This is a genomic window from Microbulbifer maximicatervae (SeqCode) (genome assembly GCF_056232625.1).
This window is the reverse complement of record NZ_CP174324.1, coordinates 2,463,791-2,488,336: the sequence shown is the minus strand read 5'-3', so window position 1 is coordinate 2,488,336 and position 24,546 is coordinate 2,463,791. Positions and strand designations below refer to the sequence as shown.

Annotated in this window: 19 protein-coding genes; 16 read left to right on the top strand and 3 right to left on the bottom strand. The window is 45.8% G+C overall.

The window, feature by feature from the left end; all coding sequences use genetic code 11:
* Positions 1 to 174: 174 nt before the first annotated feature.
* From ACJJI6_RS10780 to ACJJI6_RS10770, 3 genes are all read left to right on the top strand, one after another.
* Positions 175 to 831 carry a glutathione S-transferase family protein gene (locus ACJJI6_RS10780; protein WP_475713375.1) on the top strand — a complete coding sequence of 219 codons (657 nt, stop codon included), beginning with the start codon at positions 175 to 177 and terminating at the stop codon, positions 829 to 831.
* 328 nt (positions 832 to 1,159) lie between these two features.
* The gene (locus ACJJI6_RS10775) at positions 1,160 to 1,651 is read left to right on the top strand and encodes a hypothetical protein (RefSeq protein ID WP_444906055.1); all 492 of its coding nucleotides are present in this window, start codon (positions 1,160 to 1,162) and stop codon (positions 1,649 to 1,651) included.
* A gap of 20 nt (positions 1,652 to 1,671) precedes the next feature.
* A complete protein-coding gene (locus tag ACJJI6_RS10770) occupies positions 1,672 to 2,010 on the top strand; it encodes a YnfA family protein (protein ID WP_444919275.1) in 339 nt (112 codons plus the stop codon).
* Between the two features lie 83 nt (positions 2,011 to 2,093).
* On the opposite strand, the gene ACJJI6_RS10765 is transcribed toward ACJJI6_RS10770, so the two are convergent.
* Positions 2,094 to 3,074 carry an alpha/beta hydrolase family protein gene (locus tag ACJJI6_RS10765; RefSeq protein ID WP_475713374.1) on the bottom strand — a complete coding sequence of 327 codons (981 nt, stop codon included), beginning with the start codon at positions 3,072 to 3,074 and terminating at the stop codon, positions 2,094 to 2,096.
* Between the two features lie 365 nt (positions 3,075 to 3,439).
* Here ACJJI6_RS10765 and ACJJI6_RS10760 point away from each other — a divergent pair, with 365 nt between their 5' ends.
* The 8 genes from ACJJI6_RS10760 (at position 3,440) to ACJJI6_RS10725 (ending at position 14,272) form a co-directional block, all read left to right on the top strand.
* A complete protein-coding gene (locus tag ACJJI6_RS10760; protein WP_475713373.1) occupies positions 3,440 to 4,828 on the top strand; it encodes an SWIM zinc finger family protein in 1,389 nt (462 codons plus the stop codon).
* Positions 4,822 to 6,321 (top strand): DUF5691 domain-containing protein, encoded by a 1,500-nt coding sequence (locus ACJJI6_RS10755; RefSeq protein WP_475713372.1) that lies wholly within the window; start codon positions 4,822 to 4,824, stop codon positions 6,319 to 6,321. Before ACJJI6_RS10760 ends, ACJJI6_RS10755 begins: the two co-directional genes overlap by 7 nt.
* 103 nt (positions 6,322 to 6,424) lie before the next feature.
* Positions 6,425 to 7,504 carry an ATP-binding protein gene (locus ACJJI6_RS10750; RefSeq protein ID WP_444898200.1) on the top strand — a complete coding sequence of 360 codons (1,080 nt, stop codon included), beginning with the start codon at positions 6,425 to 6,427 and terminating at the stop codon, positions 7,502 to 7,504.
* Between the two features lie 10 nt (positions 7,505 to 7,514).
* Positions 7,515 to 9,815 (top strand): DUF5682 family protein, encoded by a 2,301-nt coding sequence (locus ACJJI6_RS10745; protein WP_475713371.1) that lies wholly within the window; start codon positions 7,515 to 7,517, stop codon positions 9,813 to 9,815.
* Positions 9,806 to 11,029: a VWA domain-containing protein gene (locus tag ACJJI6_RS10740; protein WP_475713370.1), complete on the top strand. Its 1,224-nt coding sequence runs from the start codon at positions 9,806 to 9,808 to the stop codon at positions 11,027 to 11,029. Before ACJJI6_RS10745 ends, ACJJI6_RS10740 begins: the two co-directional genes overlap by 10 nt.
* 249 nt (positions 11,030 to 11,278) lie before the next feature.
* Positions 11,279 to 12,100: a right-handed parallel beta-helix repeat-containing protein gene (locus tag ACJJI6_RS10735; RefSeq protein WP_475713369.1), complete on the top strand. Its 822-nt coding sequence runs from the start codon at positions 11,279 to 11,281 to the stop codon at positions 12,098 to 12,100.
* A 223-nt stretch (positions 12,101 to 12,323) separates the two neighbouring features.
* On the top strand, positions 12,324 to 13,166 hold the full coding sequence (locus ACJJI6_RS10730; RefSeq protein WP_475713368.1) for a right-handed parallel beta-helix repeat-containing protein: 843 nt from the start codon (positions 12,324 to 12,326) through the stop codon (positions 13,164 to 13,166).
* 482 nt (positions 13,167 to 13,648) lie between these two features.
* Complete coding sequence (locus ACJJI6_RS10725; RefSeq protein WP_475713367.1) at positions 13,649 to 14,272, top strand: NosD domain-containing protein; 624 nt, start codon at positions 13,649 to 13,651, stop codon at positions 14,270 to 14,272.
* A gap of 716 nt (positions 14,273 to 14,988) precedes the next feature.
* On the opposite strand, the gene ACJJI6_RS10720 is transcribed toward ACJJI6_RS10725, so the two are convergent.
* On the bottom strand, positions 14,989 to 15,801 hold the full coding sequence (locus tag ACJJI6_RS10720) for a right-handed parallel beta-helix repeat-containing protein (RefSeq protein ID WP_475713366.1): 813 nt from the start codon (positions 15,799 to 15,801) through the stop codon (positions 14,989 to 14,991).
* 345 nt (positions 15,802 to 16,146) lie between these two features.
* On the opposite strand from ACJJI6_RS10720, the gene ACJJI6_RS10715 reads away from it, so the two are divergent.
* Positions 16,147 to 17,034, top strand: coding sequence for a right-handed parallel beta-helix repeat-containing protein (locus tag ACJJI6_RS10715; RefSeq protein WP_475713365.1), 888 nt, complete (start codon positions 16,147 to 16,149; stop codon positions 17,032 to 17,034).
* 510 nt (positions 17,035 to 17,544) lie between these two features.
* Positions 17,545 to 18,429: a hypothetical protein gene (locus tag ACJJI6_RS10710; protein WP_444927061.1), complete on the top strand. Its 885-nt coding sequence runs from the start codon at positions 17,545 to 17,547 to the stop codon at positions 18,427 to 18,429.
* A 91-nt stretch (positions 18,430 to 18,520) separates the two neighbouring features.
* On the opposite strand, the gene ACJJI6_RS10705 is transcribed toward ACJJI6_RS10710, so the two are convergent.
* Positions 18,521 to 20,608 carry a TonB-dependent receptor gene (locus ACJJI6_RS10705; RefSeq protein ID WP_444927062.1) on the bottom strand — a complete coding sequence of 696 codons (2,088 nt, stop codon included), beginning with the start codon at positions 20,606 to 20,608 and terminating at the stop codon, positions 18,521 to 18,523.
* Between the two features lie 494 nt (positions 20,609 to 21,102).
* On the opposite strand from ACJJI6_RS10705, the gene ACJJI6_RS10700 reads away from it, so the two are divergent.
* The 3 genes from ACJJI6_RS10700 (at position 21,103) to ACJJI6_RS10690 (ending at position 24,347) form a co-directional block, all read left to right on the top strand.
* Positions 21,103 to 21,417, top strand: coding sequence for a hypothetical protein (locus tag ACJJI6_RS10700; protein WP_444927063.1), 315 nt, complete (start codon positions 21,103 to 21,105; stop codon positions 21,415 to 21,417).
* 4 nt (positions 21,418 to 21,421) lie between these two features.
* The gene (locus tag ACJJI6_RS10695; RefSeq protein WP_475713364.1) at positions 21,422 to 23,056 is read left to right on the top strand and encodes a PepSY-associated TM helix domain-containing protein; all 1,635 of its coding nucleotides are present in this window, start codon (positions 21,422 to 21,424) and stop codon (positions 23,054 to 23,056) included.
* A gap of 493 nt (positions 23,057 to 23,549) precedes the next feature.
* Positions 23,550 to 24,347 (top strand): right-handed parallel beta-helix repeat-containing protein, encoded by a 798-nt coding sequence (locus ACJJI6_RS10690; RefSeq protein ID WP_475713363.1) that lies wholly within the window; start codon positions 23,550 to 23,552, stop codon positions 24,345 to 24,347.
* Positions 24,348 to 24,546: the final 199 nt, after the last annotated feature.

The following is a 24,546-nucleotide window of genomic DNA, read 5'->3' as shown; positions in this document are numbered from 1 at the left end:
ATTGTGAAGGGATTCAAAAAAATAGCTGTTTGTGCTGAATCATTGATGACCATGAATTGCAGTACAGTTAATACGCAATAAACTTGGTGCTATATTCTAATTGTTTAGCTGTTGAACGGTATAATTGAAGCTATAAATTGATCAATATAATTCAACTATAACAATGGATTAATTATGTCTCGTGTTCTGTACTCGGGTACTAAAAATGCATCCACTTGGGCCTTTAGGGCTTGGCTGGCACTGCGTGAACAGGAAGTTCAGTTTGAGGAAGTGGTTGTAGATATTCGTCGGCCACAGCGATTCGAGAACTTACAGCGTATAGGAGAGTTATCCCCTGCGAGATCAGTACCCGTACTGGAAGAGGGGGAGATGATTATTTTTGACTCCTTGGCCATTATGGAATACGCCAATGACATTGGCTCTGGTGAACTGCTACCTCAAGATCCATTGATGCGGGCCCGAGCCCGGGCCATGCTTAGCTGGCAACATTCTGGATTGTCCGGGTTGTGTCCACGCCTATCCTTTGAAAGTGCATTTTACCCCGACAAACGCCCAATGACCCCCGAAGAAGAGATGGATGCGGAGCGCCTATTTGCCGCCTGGGAAGGAGAGCTTGAGCAAAATGGTGGCCCTTACTTGATGGGTGCTTTGTCCCTGGCAGATTTAGCCTTTGTGCCAACAGTGATAAGAATTTTCTCCCACGCCCCAAATTTGCAGCCCTGGCCGCTTACTAAACAGTGGATAGACCGGTTGCTGGGGCGTGACAGCGTAAAAGAGTGGATGTCAGAGGCTGCTGAACTGCCACCGGTAGTACTATCGGATTATCGGTAGGGACTAACTTCCGTAGAGATCAGGATTTCTTTAGTGACTAAACCCGTTAGGTGAAGCTGAACCAGCTTCACCTTTTTTACTATTAGTGGCGTAAATTAATCGGAAAAAGAAGCAGGGTACGTATTTTTTATCGTAAGAAAGTTTCAAGCGCAATCACTGGCTAATAGTGATGCCAATGAGGTCTAAACTGTGCTGGGTTAACCAGTGCGCCAGTTGATGTTTGAGGCGATCAATTTATCAAATATTAAGGGTAATATTTAGATCAATGAAAAGATTAGCCTTTAGTCTATGTTTCTTGTTGAGTAGTGGGGTACAGGCATCGTGCCACTTGGAAGAATATGAACGCTTTATCAATACTCAAAGCCTGGTAATGCTTGAAGCATCCGTGAAACTATTTGAGGAGGATAAGGAGAAGTTTAAAATTATTAAACCGTTTGTAAAATTGGAAGTGCGCAATAACAAGCTTAAGGTTTATGTGGCGAAGAAGTTGAGTGAGAAGGAATCCACCGTTCTTAACTTTGACGGCCCTATTGCGAATTACGTTCCCAGCGTATCGGTACAAATTATGCCGGATGGCTCCATACGGGATAAAGTTGATTTGGCGATGTCTGATGATGTTTTTTATCGCACAGAGAAAACTGCCATGGCACCACTGCAAAGCTTATATATGTTTAACGAGGGAATGAATGCAGCGGAAAAGAGAAAATTCACACGTGCAAGAAACTCCCTGAGTAAACATATGGAGACCATCGAACAATTTTCATATATGAAAAGAGCCTTCACAATGCGTCTTGAAAATGTTTGTCCGGTAAATAGCTAAATATTTAGACGTTCATGCTGCTGTTTGAAATAAAAACTATAGCTTTGTTCCTGGCTACGGCGCTTGCAGAGATAATAGGCTGCTACACGGCTTACTTGTGGTTAAAGCAGGGTGAAAGTATTTGGTTGCTAGTGCCAGGTGGTATTAGTTTGGCAATATTTGCTTGGCTTTTGACATTACATCCGGCCCCTGCGGGTCGGGTGTATGCGGCGTATGGGGGAATTTATATTTTTACTTCAATAATGTGGTTGTGGCTGGTTAATGGCGTTAAGCCCACCATTTGGGATGTGAGCGGTGCCGCTGTAGCAATGCTGGGTATGGCTATTATTATGTTTTCACCGAGGCAGATGATCAATTAGATTTGATAAATCTACGCCCTTATTTAAGGGTGACTTTGTGATTAATCCTTAAGGCTAATAAATTCTTGGATCGCGTAAATATCTTACAGTTTATTAAGCCAGCTGATAATTGCTTCGTGTTCAATATTTCCAATGGTCGATATGCTTGGGTGGCTTCTATTGGGAATTTTCACCAAATTAATATTTGATTGATCTAAAGCTATATAATTACCATAGGGTGCAATTAGATCCGAGGGGGAGGATATTAGCAGTATGGGGAGCTTGGAAGAATAGAGAAGGGGAAGTATATTGGTATCACTCGGTTCAATACCAGACTGCTCCAGAGCCAGATTTGCTCCTTTTCGAATTTTATTTTCGGGTATAACCCGGCTAAGTATGGGATGATTGAGCCTACCGTAGTTATACACGGCTTGATCAAAAGGGACCATTGGGGCAAGTAAAATAATTCCATTTAAGTCAGATCTCATGGCTGAGATATAGAGAGCCGTTAAGGCTCCCATAGAGTTTCCTACGATATATAAGGGCTTGTCCTTGATGTCCCCTTTACTGATTAGTGCATCAATAAGTTTATTGATGATTTCACTATCTCCTACACCATATTTTTTGGTGCTATTCGATTCCCCGTGACCAAGGAGGTCCGGAGCTACAACTTGAAATCCAAGAAAGCGAAAGTATTGAGCAGAAAATAACATGAACTCTTTTGATGATCGGAACCCATGTAATAAAATCACTGTTCCAGAATATTTTTCTTTCAGTGCATCTTTTGGTAAATCAAGTTTAACGGTGCTTTCTTTGCCGTCGGTGTCATATTTGACTGAGTAATGAATGCCGTCTTTAGATGAAGCAGGAGCGTGATAATACCTGATGTATTCTTTGCTTTTTTCTATATCATAGCTGCCTTTTTTAAACCCTAAGTCTTTAATTTGTTCTGGGGTTATTGTCTCATTGAAAGGAAAGCTTTCAGATTTTTCAATAAGTTTGGCAATTCTCTGAGAGAAGCTGGACATGCTTAAGCATGTGCTAATGACAGTAAATATCGTATTTAGTTTAATTGCATTTTTCACTGGCCGTTGATATCCAATGGACCTAATCGTATAGAGAAGGATATCTTGTTGCGATTAGGTTTGGCTGGAATTGGTGCCAATATAGCCAGTTCCTGAAAATGGTAACTTATTTAGAGAGGCTAGGCGAAATCCCTCTAATGCTGGCAGGAGAGAACACCTTGTTTCTTTAGAGCTTGTTCGATCGTGCCAAATAAATGCTCGCCGAGTGTACTTTTTGTCTTAAATCAATAAGAGTGACGGCAAAATCAAAATTTGAGAAATTAGATTTTAATCTCTGTGGGCTGCGTGATACTTTATGCGCCACTATAGCTACATAGATGCGATTGCTGTATTTATGTACAGTATTGAGCTGTATAAGGCAAGAGATGAATATTTCCCTAGAGGTTGTGCAAGAACTGGCCCCAGACCAGGCTTCTTTAAACGCAGCCAAAAAACTGTTGAAGCCGGCTAAATGGCCTTTGCGCGGTAAAGCGGCTTCTGTAAATTGTATATGGGGGCAATGCCAAGGGTCGGGGGCCAATCCCTATTACACCTTGGCAGATACAGTAGATCACGGTTACAAGTGTACCTGCCCCTCACGTAAGTTTCCCTGCAAGCATGTTCTAGCCCTTTTGTGGCAATTCGCCGATGGGCCGGATGACTTTATTGAGGCTGAAACACCGGAGTGGGTAGTAGAGTGGTTGGGGCGGCGGCGCAAGAGTAAGCCTGAAGCTCAAGCTGAGACAAAAGCTTCTACCAATAAAAACATTCACGGTATTTCTGAGGAAACCTCGGAAAGTAAAGAGGCGCAGGAAAAAAAGGAAGCGGCCAGGGCTAAGCGGGCAGCGCAGACACGCGCTAAAACCAACAAGAGTATCGCCACCGGGCTAGGTGAATTCCAGCAGTGGGTTGAGGATCAATTACGTACTGGCATGGTGGGATTTCTCAAGGAACTTCGCCAGCGCTGCCGCTATATCTCTGCGCGCTTGGTAGACGCCAAAGCCGCCGGCCTGGCATCCAGGGTTGATGAGCTTCCAGCCAAGGCCCTGGGGCTTGCACCACAGAAACAGGCGGAAGTGGTATTCAAGGAGCTGGGGCAATTAATGTTACTCAGCAGTGCTTGGCTCACTGATGAGGAAGATGTGGATGCTCGTAGAGCTATTGCCGTTGCCGAGAACCGTGACCAGGTCTTGGAAAACCCAGCCAGCCCCCGACAAAGGGGCATTTGGCAGAATGTAGGAGAGAAAGTGAGCACCCGCCGCGATGGTTTGGTGAGCCACGCTTCCTGGTTGCTCAAGCTTGATAGTAATACCCCAGTATTTGCCCTGTTGTTGGATCACTATCCGGCTTCTGCGGGGCGCCGGGAGGTGGGTATTGGTATCGGCGCCAGCGTAGAAGGGGAGTTGGTTTTTTATCCCGGTCGCATGCCACTGAGAGCTTTCCCTGTGGAGTTTAAAGTGGTGCAGGATGGTGTGAATCAGAGGTGGCCAACCCAGCAAGAGAGTGTGTTCTCCCACTACCAAAAGCAGTTGTCTCAGCAACCCTGGATAGAGCAGGTACCGCACCTTCTTGAAGGGGGGCGTCTACTGCGCTGTGCCAACGGCAATTACTGGTGGCGCTGCTCGACTGGGCAGCAAACGCTACCGCTCAACAATGAACAGATTCCCTCTCTATTACTGGGTTCAAAATTACAGGCGGCGTTTATTTTGTGGGATGGAAGCAGTGCTGAACTGCACAGCGCGCGGACAGATGAGTGGGGGACAATCGCATGCTAACGCCTGAGAAAATCCAGGAAGAGCAGTTGTTGGTAGAGCGCCTACAACAGCGTTGGATGGTGGGTAGTGATTTGCCCTTAATGCTCGACGCCCTACCTGAGTCCTGGCGTCCATTGTTTGAAGGCCTGGAAGAGGAGCGCTTGGCATCAGCGGCGGTAGCGCTTCTCAGCCAGCATCAAAGCGCACTCTACCAGCCCCAAGCTCCGGCAGAGTTACGCGAATTTCCCTTGTTGCCCGAGTTGAATAAGCCCGTGCTTCCCTATCCAATGCGGGCCCATTTTCGACGGGTCACTGAAAGCGTTCAGTCCCGCTCTATGGAGCAAACCGGATTGTTCCTGAAGTTGCTGTTACAGCGGGGATTTATTGCCCATCCTGCGGACTGGCTTCCCTCAAGTAATGATGAAGGCTTGCCGGAAGTCTATTTACCCTGGTCACAATGGGCCGCGAATGAGCGGGGTAGTATTGATAATACTGAAGCGTTAACTGAGGAAAACTGGGATGATTGGTATCCCGCCAGTCGCCTGGCAAAGCTCAGGGAGTTGCGTTTCAGTAACCCCGCCGCCGCTTTAAATTTGATCCAGACCTGCGCCGGGCGCGAATCCGCTGATAAGCGTTTAAGGATCGTACGAGTTCTTGCTATCCGGCTGAGTGAGTCCGATGGGGAATATTTACAGTCCCTGCTTAAAGATCGTTCACAAAAGGTGGCGCGTCTTGCCAGCCAATTTTTATCCCGATTGGGATTGTCATCGGAACTTGAATCTAATACTCAGGAAGAGTCTTCTGCGCAGGAATTGGCTGAGTTTTACGAATTAAAAAAAGTGGGCTTGGTAAAGAAGCAGTTGCAACTATTGCCCCGTAAGCTCAAGAGCAAAAAACAGCAAGCCATTCGCTCGGAATTTTTGCAGAAGGTATCTCTGCAAAGCCTTGCGGAAGCACTGGATATCAGCGTGACTGACTTAGCTGGGGCTTGGCAGCTCGATAAAAGTCGCGATTATGACAACCACAGTTTTGTTACCAATGCGGTAAATACTTTGCCAGATAAGGCTATTGCCCTGCTGGTCACCAATATTGAGAGCTACCTGGATACCGGTGAGGCCGGTATGTCTCTCTTACACAGTTTATTGCCGCGCCTGGAACAGTCCCGCCGTGCCGAATTGATGTTTGGACTTTTGCGCAATAAGAAGGCCAAAGTAGATTTTCAGGATTTACTCAAGTTTTTGCCCGAACCGTTAACGGAGCTTTCCTGGGATGACTTGAAAAAAACGTCGCCTTGGAAGGCGCTGTTAAAACTCGTTGTCGAGGAGTTAAGTGAGAGTGGTTATTTGCAGTCTATTTATCTCCAACGGGAGTTGACTGCACTGGGCTTGATGTTACCCAGAGAGACCGCTCGGCAGTTACTGGAAGCGCTTTTTGAGCAGGGTGTGCTACGGGCAGACCCCGCAACTGACTGTCTTCGCTTTAATAGCGAGCTTGCCGGCGTGGGTGGGCTTTAGTCCATACACCCAACACAGATTTAATTTTAAGACCAATCGTTGCCCGGCAAAATTCATAAAATAAGCAGTGAATTTCCGGGCAGGTAAAATAAAAGGATTCCCCATGAGTGACGTACTTCGTCAACCCGCTGAAATTACCTACCAATCAGAACTGGATGCCTTAAAAGCAGAAGACACCGGCAAAAAACCAGAGAATTGGAGTCTGTCTCCGCAGGCAGTCGTGAAATACTTGATGGGCGGCACAACGGCTGAAGGTGCTGAGATCAGTGCAAAATATATCGGCAATCGGCGCTTGATTGAAACTGCCGTTGCCACCCTCGCCACCGATCGTGCACTGCTGTTACTCGGTGTGCCGGGTACGGCAAAGTCCTGGGTGTCTGAACACCTGTCTGCGGCGATCTGTGGCAATAGTACCCGTGTGATCCAGTGTACGGCGGGCACTGACGAAAACCAGATTCGCTATGGCTGGAACTACGCTCAGCTACTGGCAAAGGGCCCCAGCAAAGAAGCCCTGGTGCCAACGCCTTTATATCGCGCTATGGAACAGGGTACCTTGTGTCGTTTGGAAGAGCTGACTCGTATGGGTTCTGATGTTCAGGATACATTGATTACCGTGCTGTCAGAGAAAATGTTGCCGATCCCCGAGTTGAATGATGCGGTTTATGCGCAGCGCGGTTTTAATGTAATTGCAACAGCCAATAACCGCGATAAGGGTGTTAATGAATTATCCTCCGCATTAAAACGTCGTTTCAATGTTGTTGTGTTGCCGCTGCCCGATGATATGAATGAAGAGGTCAGTATTATTTCTCGCCGCGTGGCAGAAATGGGTGAGAGCCTGGAGTTGCCAGTACCGGCAAACGCCGGCGAAGAGATCGAGAAAATAGTGACCATTTTCCGCGAGCTGCGCGGCGGTGAAACACTGGATGGAAAAATAACCCTGAAAACACCGTCCGGTAACTTGTCTACGGCTGAGGCAATTGCGGTAATGGTGGGTGGATTGAGCCAGGCGAACTGGTTTGGCGATGGTAAATTCAGTGCAGAAGAGCTTTCCAGTAATTTGGTCGGCGCCATTGTCAAAGATCCAGTGCAGGATAAAGCTGTATTGGAGGAGTATTTGGAAACGGTCCTGAAAAAGCGCCGTGACTTTGCCGGTTACTACCACACCATGAACGAAGTACTGTAAGGGATATCCCGTGTCCAAGGTGGATTGTCATTATTTTGGTATTCGGCACCACGGGCCCGGTTCTGCGCGGCGACTTGTCGCCGCGTTGGATCAGCTGAAGCCAAAAAAAGTATTGATAGAGGGCCCCGCTGATTGCAGTGAATTACTGCCTCTGCTGGCTAGCGCACAGATGCAGCCGCCGGTAGCGCTACTCGGCTATGCCGCAGAGTCGCCCGGCTCCAGCCTTTACTACCCGTTTGTGGAATACTCCCCTGAGTACCAGGCCTGCCTGTGGGCTGTACAACAGGGGGTAGAAGTTAAATTCATTGATCTGCCCATTAATATCCAGCTGGCGCAGTTACTCCAATCTGAAGCCCAGGACCCTGAAGCGGAGCAAAACGGCGGAGAGTCTGATTCCCCTGCGGTGGCAGGCGAGCCAGAGCCACCATCTGATACCTCTGATCCTATCGGCCTTTTGGCGAAGCTGGCGGGTTATGAAGATGGTGAGGCCTGGTGGAATGACCTGATCGAGCAGAATAACGATGACAGTGCGGAGATATTTTCCCGGGTAGAGTCGGCGATGACCGCGCTGCGCGGAGAAATAACTGAAACCGCGCCGTTGTCGCAAAGGGATTTACTGCGCGAAGCCTATATGCGCCTGGAAATTGCCAAAGAAAAGAAAGGGGTGGAAGGTGAGGTCGCTGTAGTCTGCGGGGCCTGGCACTTACCGGCATTTCGTGAAAAGCACACAGCAAAAGATGACCGCGCACTGATTAAACAGCTGCCGGCGAAATTGCCCAAGAGCAAAGTGAAAACCACCTGGATTCCCTGGACATCGCCGCGATTGGCGATGGCTTCCGGTTACGGGGCTGGGGTTGCTGCACCTATGTGGTATCAGCATATTTGGCGCGAGGGCACCGGCGAGCAGTGGCTGGAGCTTTGGTTTGGGCGGCTGGTGCGCGCATTGCGCGAAAGTGGACAAGTGGTCTCTACGGCTTCGGTTATTGAAGCCGTGCGTCTGAGTCGCAGTTTGGCAGCCGTTAGAAATCGTCCAGCTCCGGGGTTTGAAGAAATTATTGAAGCCGCTGTGGCCTGCCTCTGTTTTGGCGAGCGCCTTATTTGGCAACAGGTAGAAAGAGAGTTGCTTCTGGGTGAGCAAGTTGGGGCTATCCCCGAGGATGCCCCACTGGTGCCCCTGCTGGAGGATCTACAGCGCTGGCAGAAAAAGACCAAGCTAAAGCCCACGGCTCTGGATAAAGAAGTTTCCCTGGATTTACGCAGTGATATCGGCCTGAATAAATCTACGTTACTGCACCGTCTTGCTGTGCTGGAAGTGCCTTGGGGTAAACCCTCCCATACCGGAAAAAGTCGCGGTACTTTCCGGGAAAACTGGGTGCTCAGCTGGCAGCCGGAGTATGCAGTTAAGTTGGTGGAAAACTTAGTTTACGGTTCCACCATTGAGCAAGCGGCTAACAATAAACTTATCGAGGCGATCTCGGCTGAGAGTCATTTGGGCAAATTAGCAGAAGTGGTTTTGCTGTCCCTTGAATCTCAGTTGCACCGGGCTTCTGAAGCGGGGCTGAAGCGATTGGCCGAGAGAGCGGCTCTGGCCAGTGACGGTATCGAGCTTCTCGACAGCCTGCCGGCGTTAATCCAGGTACAACGCTATGGTACCGCGCGAGAATTAGCGTTGGAGCAAGTTGCCGGCCTGGTAGAACGCTTAGCCATGCAATCTGCCCTGGCCCTGCCGTACGCCTGTCGCAATCTTAACGATGCAGAGTCACTACGGCTGCGAAATAGTATTCACAGCGCTCACCAGGCACTGCAATTGGCAGAGTTGGGTGATGAAGTTATGGAGGACTGGTGGCAAGCCTTCGAGCAACTGGTAGACAGCTCTCTTTCCAGTTTGCAAGTTAGCGGTCTTTGTGCGCGTCTTTTGTATCAGGCTGAAAGATTCGATGGACATCGGTTACAGCAATTGCTGGAAAAATCCCTGTCTCCAGCGGTAGCTGCCGCCGATGCAGCACGATTTTTTGAGGGCTTTTTTGCTGAAGCGGTTGAGCGCCTGCTGTACGACCCGGTATTGATGGGAGCGGTACAGCGCTGGTTGCTGCATCTGGACGAAGAAATATTTATCGAGTATTTGCCCTTGTTCCGACGCGTATTTTCCAGTCTCGATGCGATGGAGCGTCGGCGCATGATGGAGCTGGTACTCGGTGTCCGATCTAACCACTCGGTATCCAAAGCCATTAATCCCGAAGTTTTGCCGCTGTGGTCAGAGCATTTATTGCGTATCGGCAAATTAATCCAGAAGGACAAGACATGGGCGTAGTAAACGAAGTGTCTGAAGGGCAACAACCCGATGAGGTAACGGTCGATAAAGACCAACAAAAGGAGCGCCGTTGGCGCCTGGTATTGGGGGCTGATGAAGGTGAATCCGGGCTTTCTGAGCGGGATATGCGTTTGTCCCAAGCGTTAAGTGCGCTTTATGGCAGCGGAGACTCGGAGTCTGGTAAAAAAGGTCGAGGTGGTTTGTCCCGCTCGTCGCCACAAGTTTCCCGTTGGCTGGGTGATATCCGCGAGTTCTTTCCGACTTCGGTAGTACAAGTTGTCCAGCGTGATGCGTTTGAGCGCCTTGGCCTCAAGCAGATGCTCATGGAGCCCGAGTTTTTGTCGGCGATTGAAGCGGATGTTCATTTGGTCGCAGACTTGGTCAGTCTGCGTTCAGTGATGCCTGAAAAGACTATTGAGACTGCTCGCCAGGTCATCAAGAAAGTGGTCGACGAGCTGATGGAGCGCTTGGAGCGAAAGACCACAGAAGCGGTTAGGGGAGCTGTCAATAAATCAAAACGCAGTTTCAGGCCGCGCTTTGCTGATATCGACTGGCATAGAACCATCCAGCAAAACCTCAGGCACTACCAACATGACTACCACACAGTGGTGCCTGAGAAGTTGATTGGCTTTATGCGACAAAGCCGCCGGCTTGCGGATCTGGATGAAGTCATTCTATGTGTCGATCAGTCCGGTTCCATGGCGACATCGGTGGTATACAGCTCAATCTTTGCAGCGGTAATGGCTTCAATACCGGCAGTGAAAACCAAACTGGTCTGCTTTGATACCGCAATTGTCGATCTCACTGAGGACTTGGAAGACCCGGTCAGCGTTTTGTTTGGCGTACAACTGGGAGGTGGCACAGACATTAACCAGGCGGTGGCTTATTGTGAGGATAAAATTGAGCGGCCTGGCAAGACACATTTAATCCTGATTACCGACCTGTATGAAGGGGGGAATGAAGAGGAGTTAAAAGCACGGGTTGCTAACCTTGTTCGCGAGGATGTAAATGTGATTACCTTACTGGCACTCAGTGATGATGGGCGTCCATCTTATGACCAGTCGCTGGCGGAAGATTTTGCTGCGATAGGCTCTCCGGTTTTTGCCTGTACACCGGATCAATTCCCGGACCTGATGGCAACGGCGCTGCGTCGGGAAGACGTTCTTAACTGGGCTGCAGATCAGGATATCAAAGCCGTTCGGCCAAAAGCCTAAATTCTTATCCGCTAAATGATGGAGCAGGGGCGACGCCTACTCCATCATTTGGCCATCTCCCTAACTCTCCTTTCTTTAATAAAATCCATAAAATCGTAGCCGTATTGGCGCATATTAAACATAAAACCCAAACTAAATTCCCATTTTATTAGGAATAATTTCTCATGGTTCTTTCTTAATGCTGGATCAAAATCACCTAGGCATGACCCTAGACTATGAATAACGAACACAGCGCTAAGGAAAAATTTGATGAAACTCCCTCGTTCAAGTCTCTATAAAATCGCCATTGTCTCAATGATCGGGATATCCAACATTTCCATTTCCAAGCCAGTGATTGCGGATGATGTTGAATGTGGGGATACGATTACCACATCTGTTACTTTGGATGAGGATCTCACTTGTGATGTCAGCCCCGCTTTAACTGTTATAGGCCCTGATGGACGCCTGAATATGACCGGGTACGAGGTTCAATGTGATGGTAGTGAAGTTGGAGTGCTGTTAGAGGGGCGTGCTGCGCTACTTCGAGGAGGGCAGGTTGCAGATTGTGAGGTGGGTGTTTTAGCGAATGGAGATGGATTCCATAATATTCAAGCGGTATCGACCACGGCAAATGCCAGCGCTGGATTTCAGTTAGTGAGCAATAGCAACTATATGACAGCCTGTACCGCTCAAACAAATACGGGGGTTGGACTAATTGTTACTGGAGAGAGGAATAACGTCTTCCAGAATACCTTTGAAGAAAATACCTTGAGTGGTATCCAGATAGATGGTGATCGATCATATATAACAGAGAATTTCTGTTTTGAGAATATGGGCTCAGGGATAGAGATTAATGATTCCAATAATAGCTGGATCGTTGAAAATGCATCTGAAAATAACGGTACTTCAGGTGCGGGAACGGCAGGAATCTTAATGAATGACTTTGATCAGCAATATAATTTGATCATTTTAAATGTGGGGATTCTCAATGAAGATTTCGATGCGCAAGACTTAAACAGTGATCCCTGCAATGGTACCAATTTATGGCGAAACAATACTTTTGACACTGTAGATCCTAGCTGCCTGGATTGAAATATACGGATATAAAAAGATAGTGCCACTATGGTGGCTTAGGTAGTGGTGTTATCTTTTACAATTTATATTTCTGTAGCTTGTATATCAATATACTCCATTCTCTGCTTAAACTATTTTACTAAATTTTGCGGACAAATTTCCCATGGCTGTTTCCAGTTTTTGGCTCAAAATCAGCATGACATATCTTTTCTGTATTTGAGCTTTATTTGGGAGGTCTCTCGTGAGATTTATATCTCGAAGTGTGATAAACAAGGCATTGATAACTTCTTTGGCAGCTTCTTTATTGTCTGTATCTGTGTGTTCACAAGCAAATGGTGCCGTTGAGTGCGGAGATATCATTACCACTCCGGTAATACTGGATCAAGATTTGCTCTGCAATGTTACACCGGCTTTGACTGTAACTGGGCCGACCGGATATCTGGATTTAAATGGTTATACACTGAGTTGCGATGGAACTACAGTGGGAATTTTGGTCGATGGTTTTGCGGCCATAATATCGGGCGGGGTGTTACAGGATGGGTTTGTATCTAATTGCAATACAGGTATTTCTGTAGAAGGTTCCGGTATTCATAATTTGTTCGGCCTGAACACCTCTGGTAATACTTCTTCTGGTATTGAGTTTGTTAGTAGTAATAATACGCTAACCATATCAAATATATCGGATAATGCAGGTACAGGTATTATAATCGCGGGGGGAACAAATAATCTGTTTTCTAATGACATAAGTCGAAATGAAATAACGGGTATACAGGTAGATGGTAGCAGTTCAATAATATCGTCAAATACAGTATCGGATAATACTTTAACTGGAATACAAATTAATAACGCCAGTAGCTGTCTTATCAGCCAGAATACGGTGGAGAATAATGGCACTCAAGGGTCAAATACTGCAGGAATCTTAATGGAGCTATTTGGCCAGACTGGAAACAATATCGTAGGCAATACTGTCTCTGGCAATGTGGATTTTGACTTGCAAGATGACAACTCTGCACCCTGTGAGAATAACTGGATAGGAAATTCTCCTGATGCTACTACCTCTGGTGAATGTGTGACATCACAGTAACATTAATTTAGTTTTAAATTTGAATCTGAAGGCAGTTCATTATTTGCCTTCAGATCTCTAGAGTTAATGTCTTTACTCTACAAAAATTTCATGAGACGTGCCGCAAGTCTTTTTAAGGTGCCTTACGTCTATCTCTATTTCCCATAGGTTTTATTATTGTGTGTGATTTTTTGCTGGTGAGGTTAGCTAAGACTACAAGGGATATATTCTATAGTTATTTTGTCTGCGTGAGATAGCCCAGCCTTTTGGTTGGATGAGGGATATGATTGTTAAGATGATTCAAGGAGGATTGTGTGGTGTATGAATTTAGGGGATCCGTTAGGCACTTTGTGGTACCTGGTATTTTATACTTTGCTTTAGGTAGTTCCGCCTTTGCGGTTGATTGTGGTGACACAATTACTAGTCCTGAAGTACTTGATCAGGATCTTGTGTGCTCAACAGAACCCGCACTAACGATAATGGGGCCTACGGGTAGCCTAGACATGGCAGAGTACACCCTTAGGTGCGATGGCTCTGCTGTTGGTATCCAGATTGACGGTGTTGCGGCTTTCCTATCAAATGGTGTGGTAACACTATGTGACATCGGAATATCGTTGGATGGAACTGGAGCCCACAATATACAGGCAATCAGAGTAGATGGAACAGATATATCAGGGATCGCTGTTAATAGTAGTTTTAACTCTGTTATTCAGTCAGGAATATTTAAAAACAGTGGTACTGGCATATTTATAGCTGGTGATAATAATAATGTGTCTTCTAGCTCGATCCTAGATAATTTAGAGAATGGTATTCAATTAGAGGGTAATAACAACCTTATTGTAAGCAATGAGATCAGTCGAAGCACATTAAATGGTATCTTAATTGGTAAAGCAGATGGTAATACGGTTGCCCAAAATACCGTCTCAATGAGTGGGATTGGAGGGGCGAATACCGCTGGAATCTTACTGGAACTTTTGGGGCAGTCTGGCAATGTGATTGTCGGGAATACTGTTTTCAGCAATATAGATTTTGATCTGCAGGATAATAATAGTTCACCCTGTTTAAATAGCTGGGTTGGGAATTCACCTGACGCTACTACCTCTGGACAGTGTATAATATCAAATTAGCGCTTCTTTCTGTAGGGTAGAGAGCCTGTTGCCAAACTATTGTTTGTCAGTAGGCACATTGTTGTAGAAACTCTACTCGATGCAGGCCTAGTTTGCGCTTCCAAAGTTATTTCCCTACCATATTGTCCTAGTGCAAAAGATGTATATATCCACTAGATTATCTGAGCCTTCAACCGAATAGCCGAATGATGTATTAGAGTTTGATTGTCTTTGGTATATATTTACACAGTCGCCGTATATGATGACTCCTTGTTGTACGTTGCTATCTGTTGTAACAATAAACAAAAATTATCATCACCGAATATTCTTATACCACTGCCATTGGTATTACTAGAGCTGACATTTGTTTGAAAGTTATGGTCACTTTGAATGGCGATGCCAACTATAAACGTGTCTGTTACATTTGCGCCGCTCATGTAGTGAAAACCATCACCTTCAAAGCGGATAGTGCACCACCATTGTAACTGATATTAAAGTTGTTCGTATTTAAGATGTCGTTTGGTCCAATAGCTGTAATAACGGGGCTAATTGCACAATGTGTTATGTGGGTATTTAGTACCTCTGTTGTGGTGATTACATCTTCACAGTTAACACCATAAGTGATACTTGTTATAGCTCGTTTGGCTGGTATTTCCGAAATTTCTTTGGTTTTTTTACAGGAGGGCTGTTGAAAATTTCATATCTTTACTTTCGAACAACCCGTGAGGCTCCTTAAGTCATTCAATACATGAGTTATTGCTGCTAGTGAATTGGTTGCCAAACCATGTAGTGCCAGTGCAGGCTGGGTTGTTGTTGTCCACAAGATCATTATTGTTATTGGTCTGTGCAACATTACCTGTAATTAGCGTATTTACTTGATCGAAGTTCCTTACTCGAATGCCGAACTGATCATTGGCGTTTGCGCTATTTTGAATAATTTGAGATCCATCAACATCCCTAATGTCAATGCCTGCACCACCATTGTTAGAGGCATTGCTAAGTGATATTAGAGTGTTATCTCCAAAAATGTTTATACCACCATCGGCGTTACTGGTAACATTTAAAAGATTAAGGAAATTTTCATTTCCGAGGACTTCGATGCCGATGCTTAAGTTAAACGTATAGTTGGACCCGGATAAGAAGTTGTTATTGCTAACTATTCTGACTCCGGTAATAGCATTTTCAATTGCGGTAACACTGCTGATATTGTGGAATCCGCTCCCCTCGATTGATATTCCAGTCTCACAGGAGGTGATAATTCCCGTTTGAGGTTGGCTATTGGTTAAATTTGCAAAGCTGCCATCCAATAGTATTCCAACACCCGCCATTCCATCGCAGGACATTTCGTAACCATTGAGGTCCAGGCTCCCCTCTGGTCCTATTATTGTGATCGCTGGATCAGCAGCACAGTTGGATATATCCGCATCCAGTACTTCTGCTGTAGTTATAACATCGCCACAACTTACTGCCGACACCAAGCCTGAAGAGGTGATAAAGGTGAATCCAATTGTTAGTGCGATTATCGACTTAGGATAGAAGCTATTTTTCATCATCGTATGATTGGTGCTTGTTGATTGAATTGTGACTTTCGGAGTGTGGCTTATTGAGGTTTACTAACGATGAGATCTTTTTCTTATTTTCTTAGTTAAATATTCTTATTGATAAAATCTGTGTTTGACTCAAGATTTCTGGTTGTAACAGAGTTGTGGCACTCTTTTAGATAAAGATTTTGTTTTAATTTGTAGTTTTTCAGTAGCTTTAATTCTTATGTAGATAGAGTGCCGCAATACCAAATTTATTGTCTGCAAGGCTTAAGGTGTAATTGATTATGAGAAAGAGAACAATAGGTAGGATTTTAAAGTCATTCGTCTTTATGGCTGGCTCTCTAGGGGGGGATGGCATTACCAGTGTATGCGGTACCTGAATGCGGTGATGTTATTACCTCAGCAGAAGTACTGGAAAAAGAGTTATTTTGCGCTGAAGATCCAGCCCTGACAGTTATCGGCCCCTCTGGCAGTCTTACCATGATAAGTGGGGGGATAGAATGCTCCAATAACAATGTTGGTATTGTTATTGAGGGAACAGGTGCTTTCGTCACGGGTGAACAAATAGACGATTGTAGTATTGGAATATTGGTTGGCGGTAAAGGTTTTCATAGCATCTTCGACATAGAAGTTGGTGATGCCAGTAATATTGGTATTCAGGTCTTGAGCGGTAACAATAATGTTGCTGATTGTGAAGTGGAGGATCGCTCTGCTACAGGAGTGTCGATAATTGGTGACAACAATAAAGTAGGCTCTTGTGTGATTACAGAAAGTGGAGGTTCTGGGATACAGGTTGATGGGGATGGTTTTCAAGTCATTAAAAATACCGTCTCTCACAGTTTCCTATCGGGCATTGAAATAGGCCGCGCGTCAGGGGGGGGAGTGGCACAAAATATTGTGGCAGATACCTTTGGTGAAGAAGTGGGAGGCGTTGGAATCGTTCTTCGTGGACTAGAACAGGAGAATAATGTCATCATCAGCAATCAAGTTTCAAATAGCGGTGATATGGATTTGCTTGATGAGAATAAGGATGCATGTGAATCTAGGGAGCCTCTGAGTAACTACGTAATACCTCTGGGGGTCTTGAAGGTTGCAGATGTTAGGCGCAGCTCGCCGCGAATGGCCCTAGCCCTTTGCAAGAGCTGCAACGCAGCAGATGCGGCCTTCAAGGTCAGCGATTCACACTTCGCGTTGCGACTTCTTGAAAGGTCTAGTCATTCCTGCGAAGCCGCGCCTTGATTGTGAACCGCTCTGCATGCCAGAGGCATCACAGAGTTACTCAGAGGCTCCCTAGCAATACCTGGCTAGGAAATGACTTTACGTCTGCATTCCCTTCTTGTCTTGACTAAATTGATGTCTTACTTAAAAGCTATCTTTTCTTTAGTAAACGCTGCCTAAGCGGCGTTTACTGCTTTAGCGTGCTCGATTTCCTGTATTTCTACCTACTTGGAAAACTTTCTTCCTATTTTTTCCGCACTATTCTCCTATTGCTGAAAGTGCCATCGGGGATAAGACTCAACACAGCATCAAGCATAGATTCCTGAAGGAAGCTGGGGATTGAGTCCTTGAGAAGCAAGAGTTTATAAGCATAAATGCTGAAGTTCCGGTATTTGTTTTAGCAAAATTAAGCGCAGCTGATCGTAAATTGCTTTCTCTTAATGTTGTTGCATATGGTGCTAATTAATTTTGTGTGTTGATGCAGTATAAGAATCTTAATTTAGCGACATTTCATATTCTAAGGAGATAAATATGAAAAGGTGTGCCCCGTTGGCGGCTGCGGTCCTGCTTGCTGTTGCAAGCCAGGGTGTTTTTGCCTCCGACAATGTTGCGGTTCAGAACCAAAATGGAGTAGGTAATAACGCGACAGCGGATCAAAGTGATCCAACCGTTACATTTAACTTTATCAGCCAAACCCAGACTGGAGACAATAATACAGCCACTGCCACTCAGGTAAACGGAAATACCGGAAGCACAGTTAATCAGATACAAACAGGGAATTTAAATACTTCCACTGTTGCTCAAAATTCATCTGATACTGTGGCTGCCGTTATTACTCAAAATGGGAATACTAATATTGGCGTAATTAATCAGGTGGCATCTACAACCAGTGTTGCAACTATAAATCAGTTCAATCTGGTTAACTTTGCCACGGTTACACAGTCGAGTAGTACTACTGATACAGCAGTTATTAATCAAGTGGGTGACAACAACACCGGTACGGTTGTTCAAACCAATAGCACGACGAGCTCGGCTGTAACTGCTCAACAGGGGAACTTGAATGTGGCTACCGTGTCGCAATTTGTATCCGACACTAACACTTCCACATTAAGCCAGCTGGGGAATAGTAATACTGCTACTGTGAATCAAACAGATAATAATAATACCAGTGCCATTAGTCAGCAAAATGAATTTAACACTATTATCCACGCTCAATCTGGCAGCTTTAATTTGGCAAGTACCACTCAGATCGGTTTGACTAATATGGGTTCGACTATCCAAAGCGGAGCGAATGGTGTTGCCACGGCATTACAGCAGGGTAACTTAAATATGTTTACCGTTAGCCAGGTTAACGATTTTCAAAATGCTAATGTTTCCCAGATTGGAAACAGCAATATGGTAATAATTGTGCAGTAGGGTGAGGCTTAGGACGATATCGGAATTCCGGTCCCTGTGTGAGATAAACTCAACTAGGGGCCGGATTTTTAGCTGTTGGTAAAGGAGCTAATTAGAAGCGGTAGGTGGCAGAAACACCAATATTGCGGGGTTCAACAATGGCTGCGTAGCCATCTGGGTAGCGGCCACCTTCTACTGCCGGTTCAATAGTGAGGAATCCTTCTTCATTAAAGGCATTGTTAACATAGGCTGCGATGCTCCAATCTTCACCTTCATAGTTAACATTCAGGCGGGCGAGAGTGTAATCGCCGGCAACCCGCTCTTCAGTATTAGTGAAATCACCGTAGTACTCTCCTACATAGTTGGCCGAGAGCCCTACGCTAAGCGCATCACTAATCCAGTACTTGGTGCCTAGGTTTGCAGTGACGTTCGGCGCGGAATTAAGTTCGTTGCCGTCAGCATCTGCATAATCAGCACCGGCATCGGTGATTTCAGTCTCCAGCAGTCCAACTCCGGCACGTAATTCCCATTGCGGAGTCAGCATTGCGATAGCTTCGAGTTCAACACCATAGGTCTCTACTGCATCCATATTAACAATTTTGCGAGTAGAGCTGAGTGCCTGATAGCCGGAGTATTCATTGAAAAACAAGCTACCGTTTAGGCTGACGGTGCCGTTTGCCAAGGAACTGCGTAAAGCCAACTCATAGGTATTAACGGTTTCTTCATCGTAGTAGTAGTAATAATAAATGGTGTTATTATCTGTATCGCGGTCCAACTTAAGGGCGCCGCCAGCAGAATTGTAACCTTTGCGCGCACTGGCAGAAACAATAGTCTCCTCGGTTAGATCGTATTGCAGTGCAATTTTAGGGAGAATGATGGTTTCATCAGTATTTAGAGGGTCACTGGAGGGTTCTCCGTAGGAAGTAAAATGAAAGTAGCGGTCTTGTTCTTCTTTTTCCACACGTAGGCCGCTGATCAGGTTCAGACGGTCTGTCAGTGAGTAAGTCACTTCACCATAAAGTGCTGTAGAGGTACTTTCGTCGTCACCAAAATAAGTAACACTGTTGTAGCTGTTAAAGTCTTGATCTCTTTCGAAGTGGGCAAAGCCAATAAAACCATTCAGTGTTTCATTGTTGAGCCCAAAGTTTAGCTTGGCATCGATAGTGGTGTTCTGTTCATCCATTCGAACGTATTGTTGGCTGGTGGCTTCTTCTTCGTAAGAATCAAAGCCCCACTGGTAATCCATATAGGCCGCCAGCACCTCAATGGAAATATTATCACTGACCTGGTAATCCACTTTAGCGCTGGCAGTGGTAGATTCGGTATCCATGTCGCGATAGAAGTTAGGCTCGTAATCGTCAACACCGGTCAAGGTGTAGTACACGCGCCCAGTGTTTCCCTTTTCGCTGTTAGTGGACACAGTAAATAATGTCTTCAACTTTTCAGTGGGGGTCCACAGAAGCTTGCCCTTCAGTCGCTGGGTTTCCAGAGTGTTCAGGTCGAAGTCAGCGGGGTTGCCCTCATACTCTTGGGCATTGCTGATAGTGTCGCCGGTGAGTTGCTGGGCGGTCAGCCGGAAGGCGAGGGTATCGTCAACAATTGGACCGGAAATCATGCCGGAAGTATCGATATAGCCATCCTGGTCGCGGTAACCTACGCGGGCTGCACCTTCCCAATCGAAGCTTGGGTCTTTGGTTTTGATGTAGACAGAGCCGGCAATGCTGTTACGGCCATTGCTGGTGGACTGGGGTCCACGGAATACTTCAATTTGTTCCACATCCCAAATACCGGAATCACCCGTGAGATCTGCAACAAATGGCTCGGCGACACCATCAATCAGGGTGGAAACTCGAGCTTTGGCTCCGCCTGTGAAGGAGTTAAAGCCGGTGGCTGAACCGTTACCGGACACACCGCGAATATCTGGAGTAGCACCAGAAAGTACTACCACGTTAGAGATATTGGACACCGCATCGGTGATGCTCAAGTGTTGCATGCTATTTAAGGTTTCTTCGGTAATTACGGATACCGAAGACGTGGTTTCCTTGAGGGAGCGCTCTGTTTTCTCGCCAATAACAATGACATTTTCCATTGCCTGCGGCGCATACTCTTCTTTCTTCTCATCTGCGGCAATCGCAGTCGCTCCAATCGAAGCAAGAATAGTGAGTGAAACGGCTTTGCTGAGCAGGTGGCGCTTATACATGACGTAATCCCTAGCAATATAACGAAGTCAGAACGACAAGGAAGATCGGCAGGGAATATAATGCTAATCATTCTTATTTGCAAATGTCGAGCTATAGAAATAGACTTCTATTACTCTTTCGTCAGGCGTTAGCTTAGTCGCCGCGATTGATCAGCATTTAGTAATCAATCTTCTACCACTTTGGTGGTGGTACTTCTAACCCTTAAGTGAAACTAGCAATGTATTCCTCTGTTTTAACGGGGCTCGGGCTATTGAGTTGTGCTCTCGCGTCCTCGGTCTTTTATTTAGGGTGTCCCAATCAACAGTGGCGTGAGCAGAGGCCAATTCAGTTTTACCCCGCTCTTCTCATCAGTTTTGCGCTCCTTGTCATTTCCTGGACGCTTTTTCATCAAAATTTTTCGGCAATGTCAGCTTCCTTTACGCTTCTTAGTACTTTTATGCTAGCTCTGGGATTGCTGCCTTTTAGCGGAGTGCTAGATAAGCCAGGCAAAGTTTTGGCAAAGAAAAAGAAGCGAATTGAAAAAGGGTTAGAAGGCTATAAACCCCACTGGTGGGTAAAAAGCCTGTGTGCAGTTTTCTTGGGGTTACCCATTGCAGTTGCCGTTGCTGGGTTGATTGCTCTGTGGGGCCCCGGTGATGTAGTGGTCGATGATAAAAGCCAATTCGTGATGTGGCTGATCACACCTGTCTGGCTCACTTTGGTAAGTCTGGTTTACCTGTTTATTAGTGTCAGACGTATGTTGTCTCTCTACCTGGGGCTAAATTTGGTGCTGTTTACCCTGATGTGGGTAGCGAGATTCGGAGTCTAAGAATATGCGCGTTGAATTGATTAAAACTTATAAAAGCGTGCATACCTGGACCGGTATTCTTGCGGGCTTGTTTCTGTATATCGCTTTTGTCGCTGGTGCCTTGACCATGTTTAAAGGGCCCCTCAATCAATGGGCTCTGCAGCCTGAGACCACCCTGCCAAGTATTTCTATCGATCAGTATGACAGCCTTATTTCCGAGGTTCTGCAGGCGCACCCGGAAGCGGCAAAACAGATGACTGTCCAATTGCCTCTGGCGGGTCTGCAGGCGGCACCGGTGAGTTGGGAAATCGAGGATGAAGAAACCCATGACCATACTCTCTGGTATGCGAGTTTCAATGAGAAAGGGGAGCTAATCACTCAAAGCTTTACGGTTTCCGCCATTGGCGAATTTGTCGATCATTTACATCGCACTGCCGGTATTCCCGGTGGTGAGGGCCACGATGCTTTTGGTACTTATGTATTGGGTGTTGTGGCGGCTCTGTATTTTGTGGCGCTAATTTCGGGCCTGATTGTTTTCCTGCCCACTTGGTTCAAGGATTTATTGGTACTCCGAAAGGGAAAGAACCGCAAGCGCTACTGGCTGGATTTTCACAATATACTGGGCATCACCTCGCTGCCGTTTCACCTGATTATTGCTTTTACCGCCTTTGTATTTGCATTCCATGATCCGCTTTATGGTGCCCTGCGCGTGGCGGTCTACGGTGATTCCCCCATGTTCACTCGCCCGGCGCCAACAGAGGTGAAGAGCTTCTCTGAGTTGGTGCCTGTCACAGAGTTGGAAGCTGCGATTCAGAAGGGGGAACCCAAATTCCAGATGGCAGAAATCCTCTATTTAAATCTGGATACCCGGGCTCCGCGAATGCGAGTAGGTGGAATCATGCATGGCGAGGTGGTGCGCGGTGCTGAGTACGGCTATGTGCTCGGTAATCCCTATCAAAGGGAGATTCCCTATAGCAGCTTTCTACCCAGCAACTTGAATGGGTACAGTGGCGCAGTAATGAGTTTTTTCTCGCTGCATTTTGGCAGTTTTGGTGGAAATGCCGTGCGCTGGGTGTACTTTATTCTCGGCATTATGGGAGCGCTGATATTCCTCACCGGCAATATACTGTGGATTGAAAGCCGCCGTAAAAAACGCAGAGGGCAGGGGACTCTACCGGTACAAACAACCTCATCAATGGTAATGGCAAGGCTAACAGTGGGCGTTGGTCTGGGTACTATTCTGGGCATAGCCGCCAGTATGCTGGCAGTTAAATGGCTGCCCCATGCGCAGGTGGATATTGAGTTTTGGCAGAAAGCCGCTTATTACACAGGGTTCTTATTTGCGCTGATCTGGGCATTTATACGTCGTCCCATGGCTGCTGCTCGACAGCTTCTTGCCTTCTGTATTGCCACTATTTTCCTGATACCAATTAGCTCACTTATCAAAGGTGATTTGTTGGGAGCTGCCACTCAGGTATGGGCGGTTGACTTTGTTGCGTTACTGATAGGTACATCATTTGTTTTACTTTTGGTTCATCTTCGCAAGCGGCAGGCAAAAATCGAAGCGGACAGTGTCTGGTCTGAGCTTGTGGAGAAGCCCTTGGTAGAGAGTAGTATTCAAAATCCTTTACCTGATACCCATCCACAGGCATCAGGATAATAAAAAGGGGCTCTATTTAGAGCCCCTTTTTTGATGATATATGGGTACTATTGGAATGATTATTTTACCTTTAGTTCATGCCTGATGCCTCTATAGGTATTGCTAAATAGGCTGACTCCAATTCTTGTGCTTATGCGCTTATAAATAAGTTGAATAGCCTGCCCATTCCTTTTCAATAGACTTTGATCCTGAGTAGACAGAAAGCGTTTAAAAGCTAATAGGCTTTGCATCGCTACTTACTAAATAGAAGGCGCTAATTTAAATAAAGACATTACGTCGTTTGATGTGCTTGGGTTTTATTAGGTCCTAGGCCGAAAGTATTATTCAGTGTCAATTTGTTTTAATTTCAAACTTTAAGGTATGAGAAAATATTCTTATCGTTAAGTTAATAACCGTAGCTAGACTAAAAAATGCTTCGCCTCCGTTAAAAGTAAAAAATCTTCGGATGCGAACTTTTTTAATTGTTCTTTTTATAGGCTTAAAGGTTTAGCTCATGAAACTAATGGATGTGAAGCTTCTGGTGTCAGCAGTATTGGCTCTTCCCTTTGTGTCAGTGGCTGCGGTGGAGTGTGGAGATACTATTACAACCGCAGAGATTCTCACTGAAGATCTATTAAATTGTAGTGGTACGCCGGCGCTAACGATTGAGGGTCCAACTGGAAGTTTAGATATGAATGGATTCACCTTGGAATGTGGAGGTGGATCCACAAGGGGTATTGACGTCCAGGGTAACGCCGCTGTGCTTTCAAATGGAGTGGTGGATGGATGTGCAGTAGGTATTTTTGTAATTGGAGATGGCTTCCATAGCGTGCAGTCGATGACGGTTCAAGATGGTATTAATACCGGTATTTGGTTAGTAAGTGAATATAATATTGTGAGCGGATCTACTGTTACTGATGGTTATACTATAGGTATAGAGGTTTCGGGTGAGAGTAATAGTGCGATTGGAAACTTCCTTCTAGAAGGTAACCAGGCAGCGCCATTTAGGGGTATAGCTATTAATGGTAATAATGCGTTTGTCGCTCAAAATTTCTGTGACAATAACAGTCAAGGTGGGATCGTAATTCAGCCCTCTTCAGGTGGGCAAGTGATACAAAATTCAGTAACAAATGGTGGCCAGACAGGTATATCAATGGAGGGTGGCGGACAAAGCGACTATTTGGTTACTGGAAACATAGCAACGGGTAACCCTGATGGTGATTTGGTTGATTCAAATCCGGATGCCTGTATGTCTACAAATTTATGGTATGGAAATATTTTTGATACGGCTGATCCGAGTTGTTTAGATTAAATAATAATCTATGGAGTAGTCGAAGTGTATGGCTGCTCCTTCATTTATTAGTAAGAAATACTCACTCTCTGGTTGCTCGCCTGTGTAAACAGGATACTTTCTTCCCACTAGCATACAACTAATCTCTCATAGAAAAACCTTTGTTTCTTATCAATACTGAATTCAGCATCGTTTTATCACTCAAGAAGTATCGCAATAT

Bases quoted from the DNA above. Each gene is read 5' to 3' on its own strand.
- ACJJI6_RS10780 (WP_475713375.1), top strand. From the start codon at position 175: ATGTCTCGTGTTCTGTACTCGGGTACTAAAAATGCATCCACTTGGGCC.
- ACJJI6_RS10760 (WP_475713373.1), top strand. From the start codon at position 3,440: ATGAATATTTCCCTAGAGGTTGTGCAAGAACTGGCCCCAGACCAGGCT.
- ACJJI6_RS10755 (WP_475713372.1), top strand. From the start codon at position 4,822: ATGCTAACGCCTGAGAAAATCCAGGAAGAGCAGTTGTTGGTAGAGCGC.
- ACJJI6_RS10750 (WP_444898200.1), top strand. From the start codon at position 6,425: ATGAGTGACGTACTTCGTCAACCCGCTGAAATTACCTACCAATCAGAA.
- ACJJI6_RS10740 (WP_475713370.1), top strand. From the start codon at position 9,806: ATGGGCGTAGTAAACGAAGTGTCTGAAGGGCAACAACCCGATGAGGTA.
- ACJJI6_RS10735 (WP_475713369.1), top strand. From the start codon at position 11,279: ATGAAACTCCCTCGTTCAAGTCTCTATAAAATCGCCATTGTCTCAATG.
- ACJJI6_RS10725 (WP_475713367.1), top strand. From the start codon at position 13,649: ATGGCAGAGTACACCCTTAGGTGCGATGGCTCTGCTGTTGGTATCCAG.
- ACJJI6_RS10720 (WP_475713366.1), bottom strand. From the start codon at position 15,801: ATGAAAAATAGCTTCTATCCTAAGTCGATAATCGCACTAACAATTGGA.
- ACJJI6_RS10715 (WP_475713365.1), top strand. From the start codon at position 16,147: ATGGCATTACCAGTGTATGCGGTACCTGAATGCGGTGATGTTATTACC.
- ACJJI6_RS10710 (WP_444927061.1), top strand. From the start codon at position 17,545: ATGAAAAGGTGTGCCCCGTTGGCGGCTGCGGTCCTGCTTGCTGTTGCA.
- ACJJI6_RS10705 (WP_444927062.1), bottom strand. From the start codon at position 20,608: ATGTATAAGCGCCACCTGCTCAGCAAAGCCGTTTCACTCACTATTCTT.
- ACJJI6_RS10695 (WP_475713364.1), top strand. From the start codon at position 21,422: ATGCGCGTTGAATTGATTAAAACTTATAAAAGCGTGCATACCTGGACC.
- ACJJI6_RS10690 (WP_475713363.1), top strand. From the start codon at position 23,550: ATGAAACTAATGGATGTGAAGCTTCTGGTGTCAGCAGTATTGGCTCTT.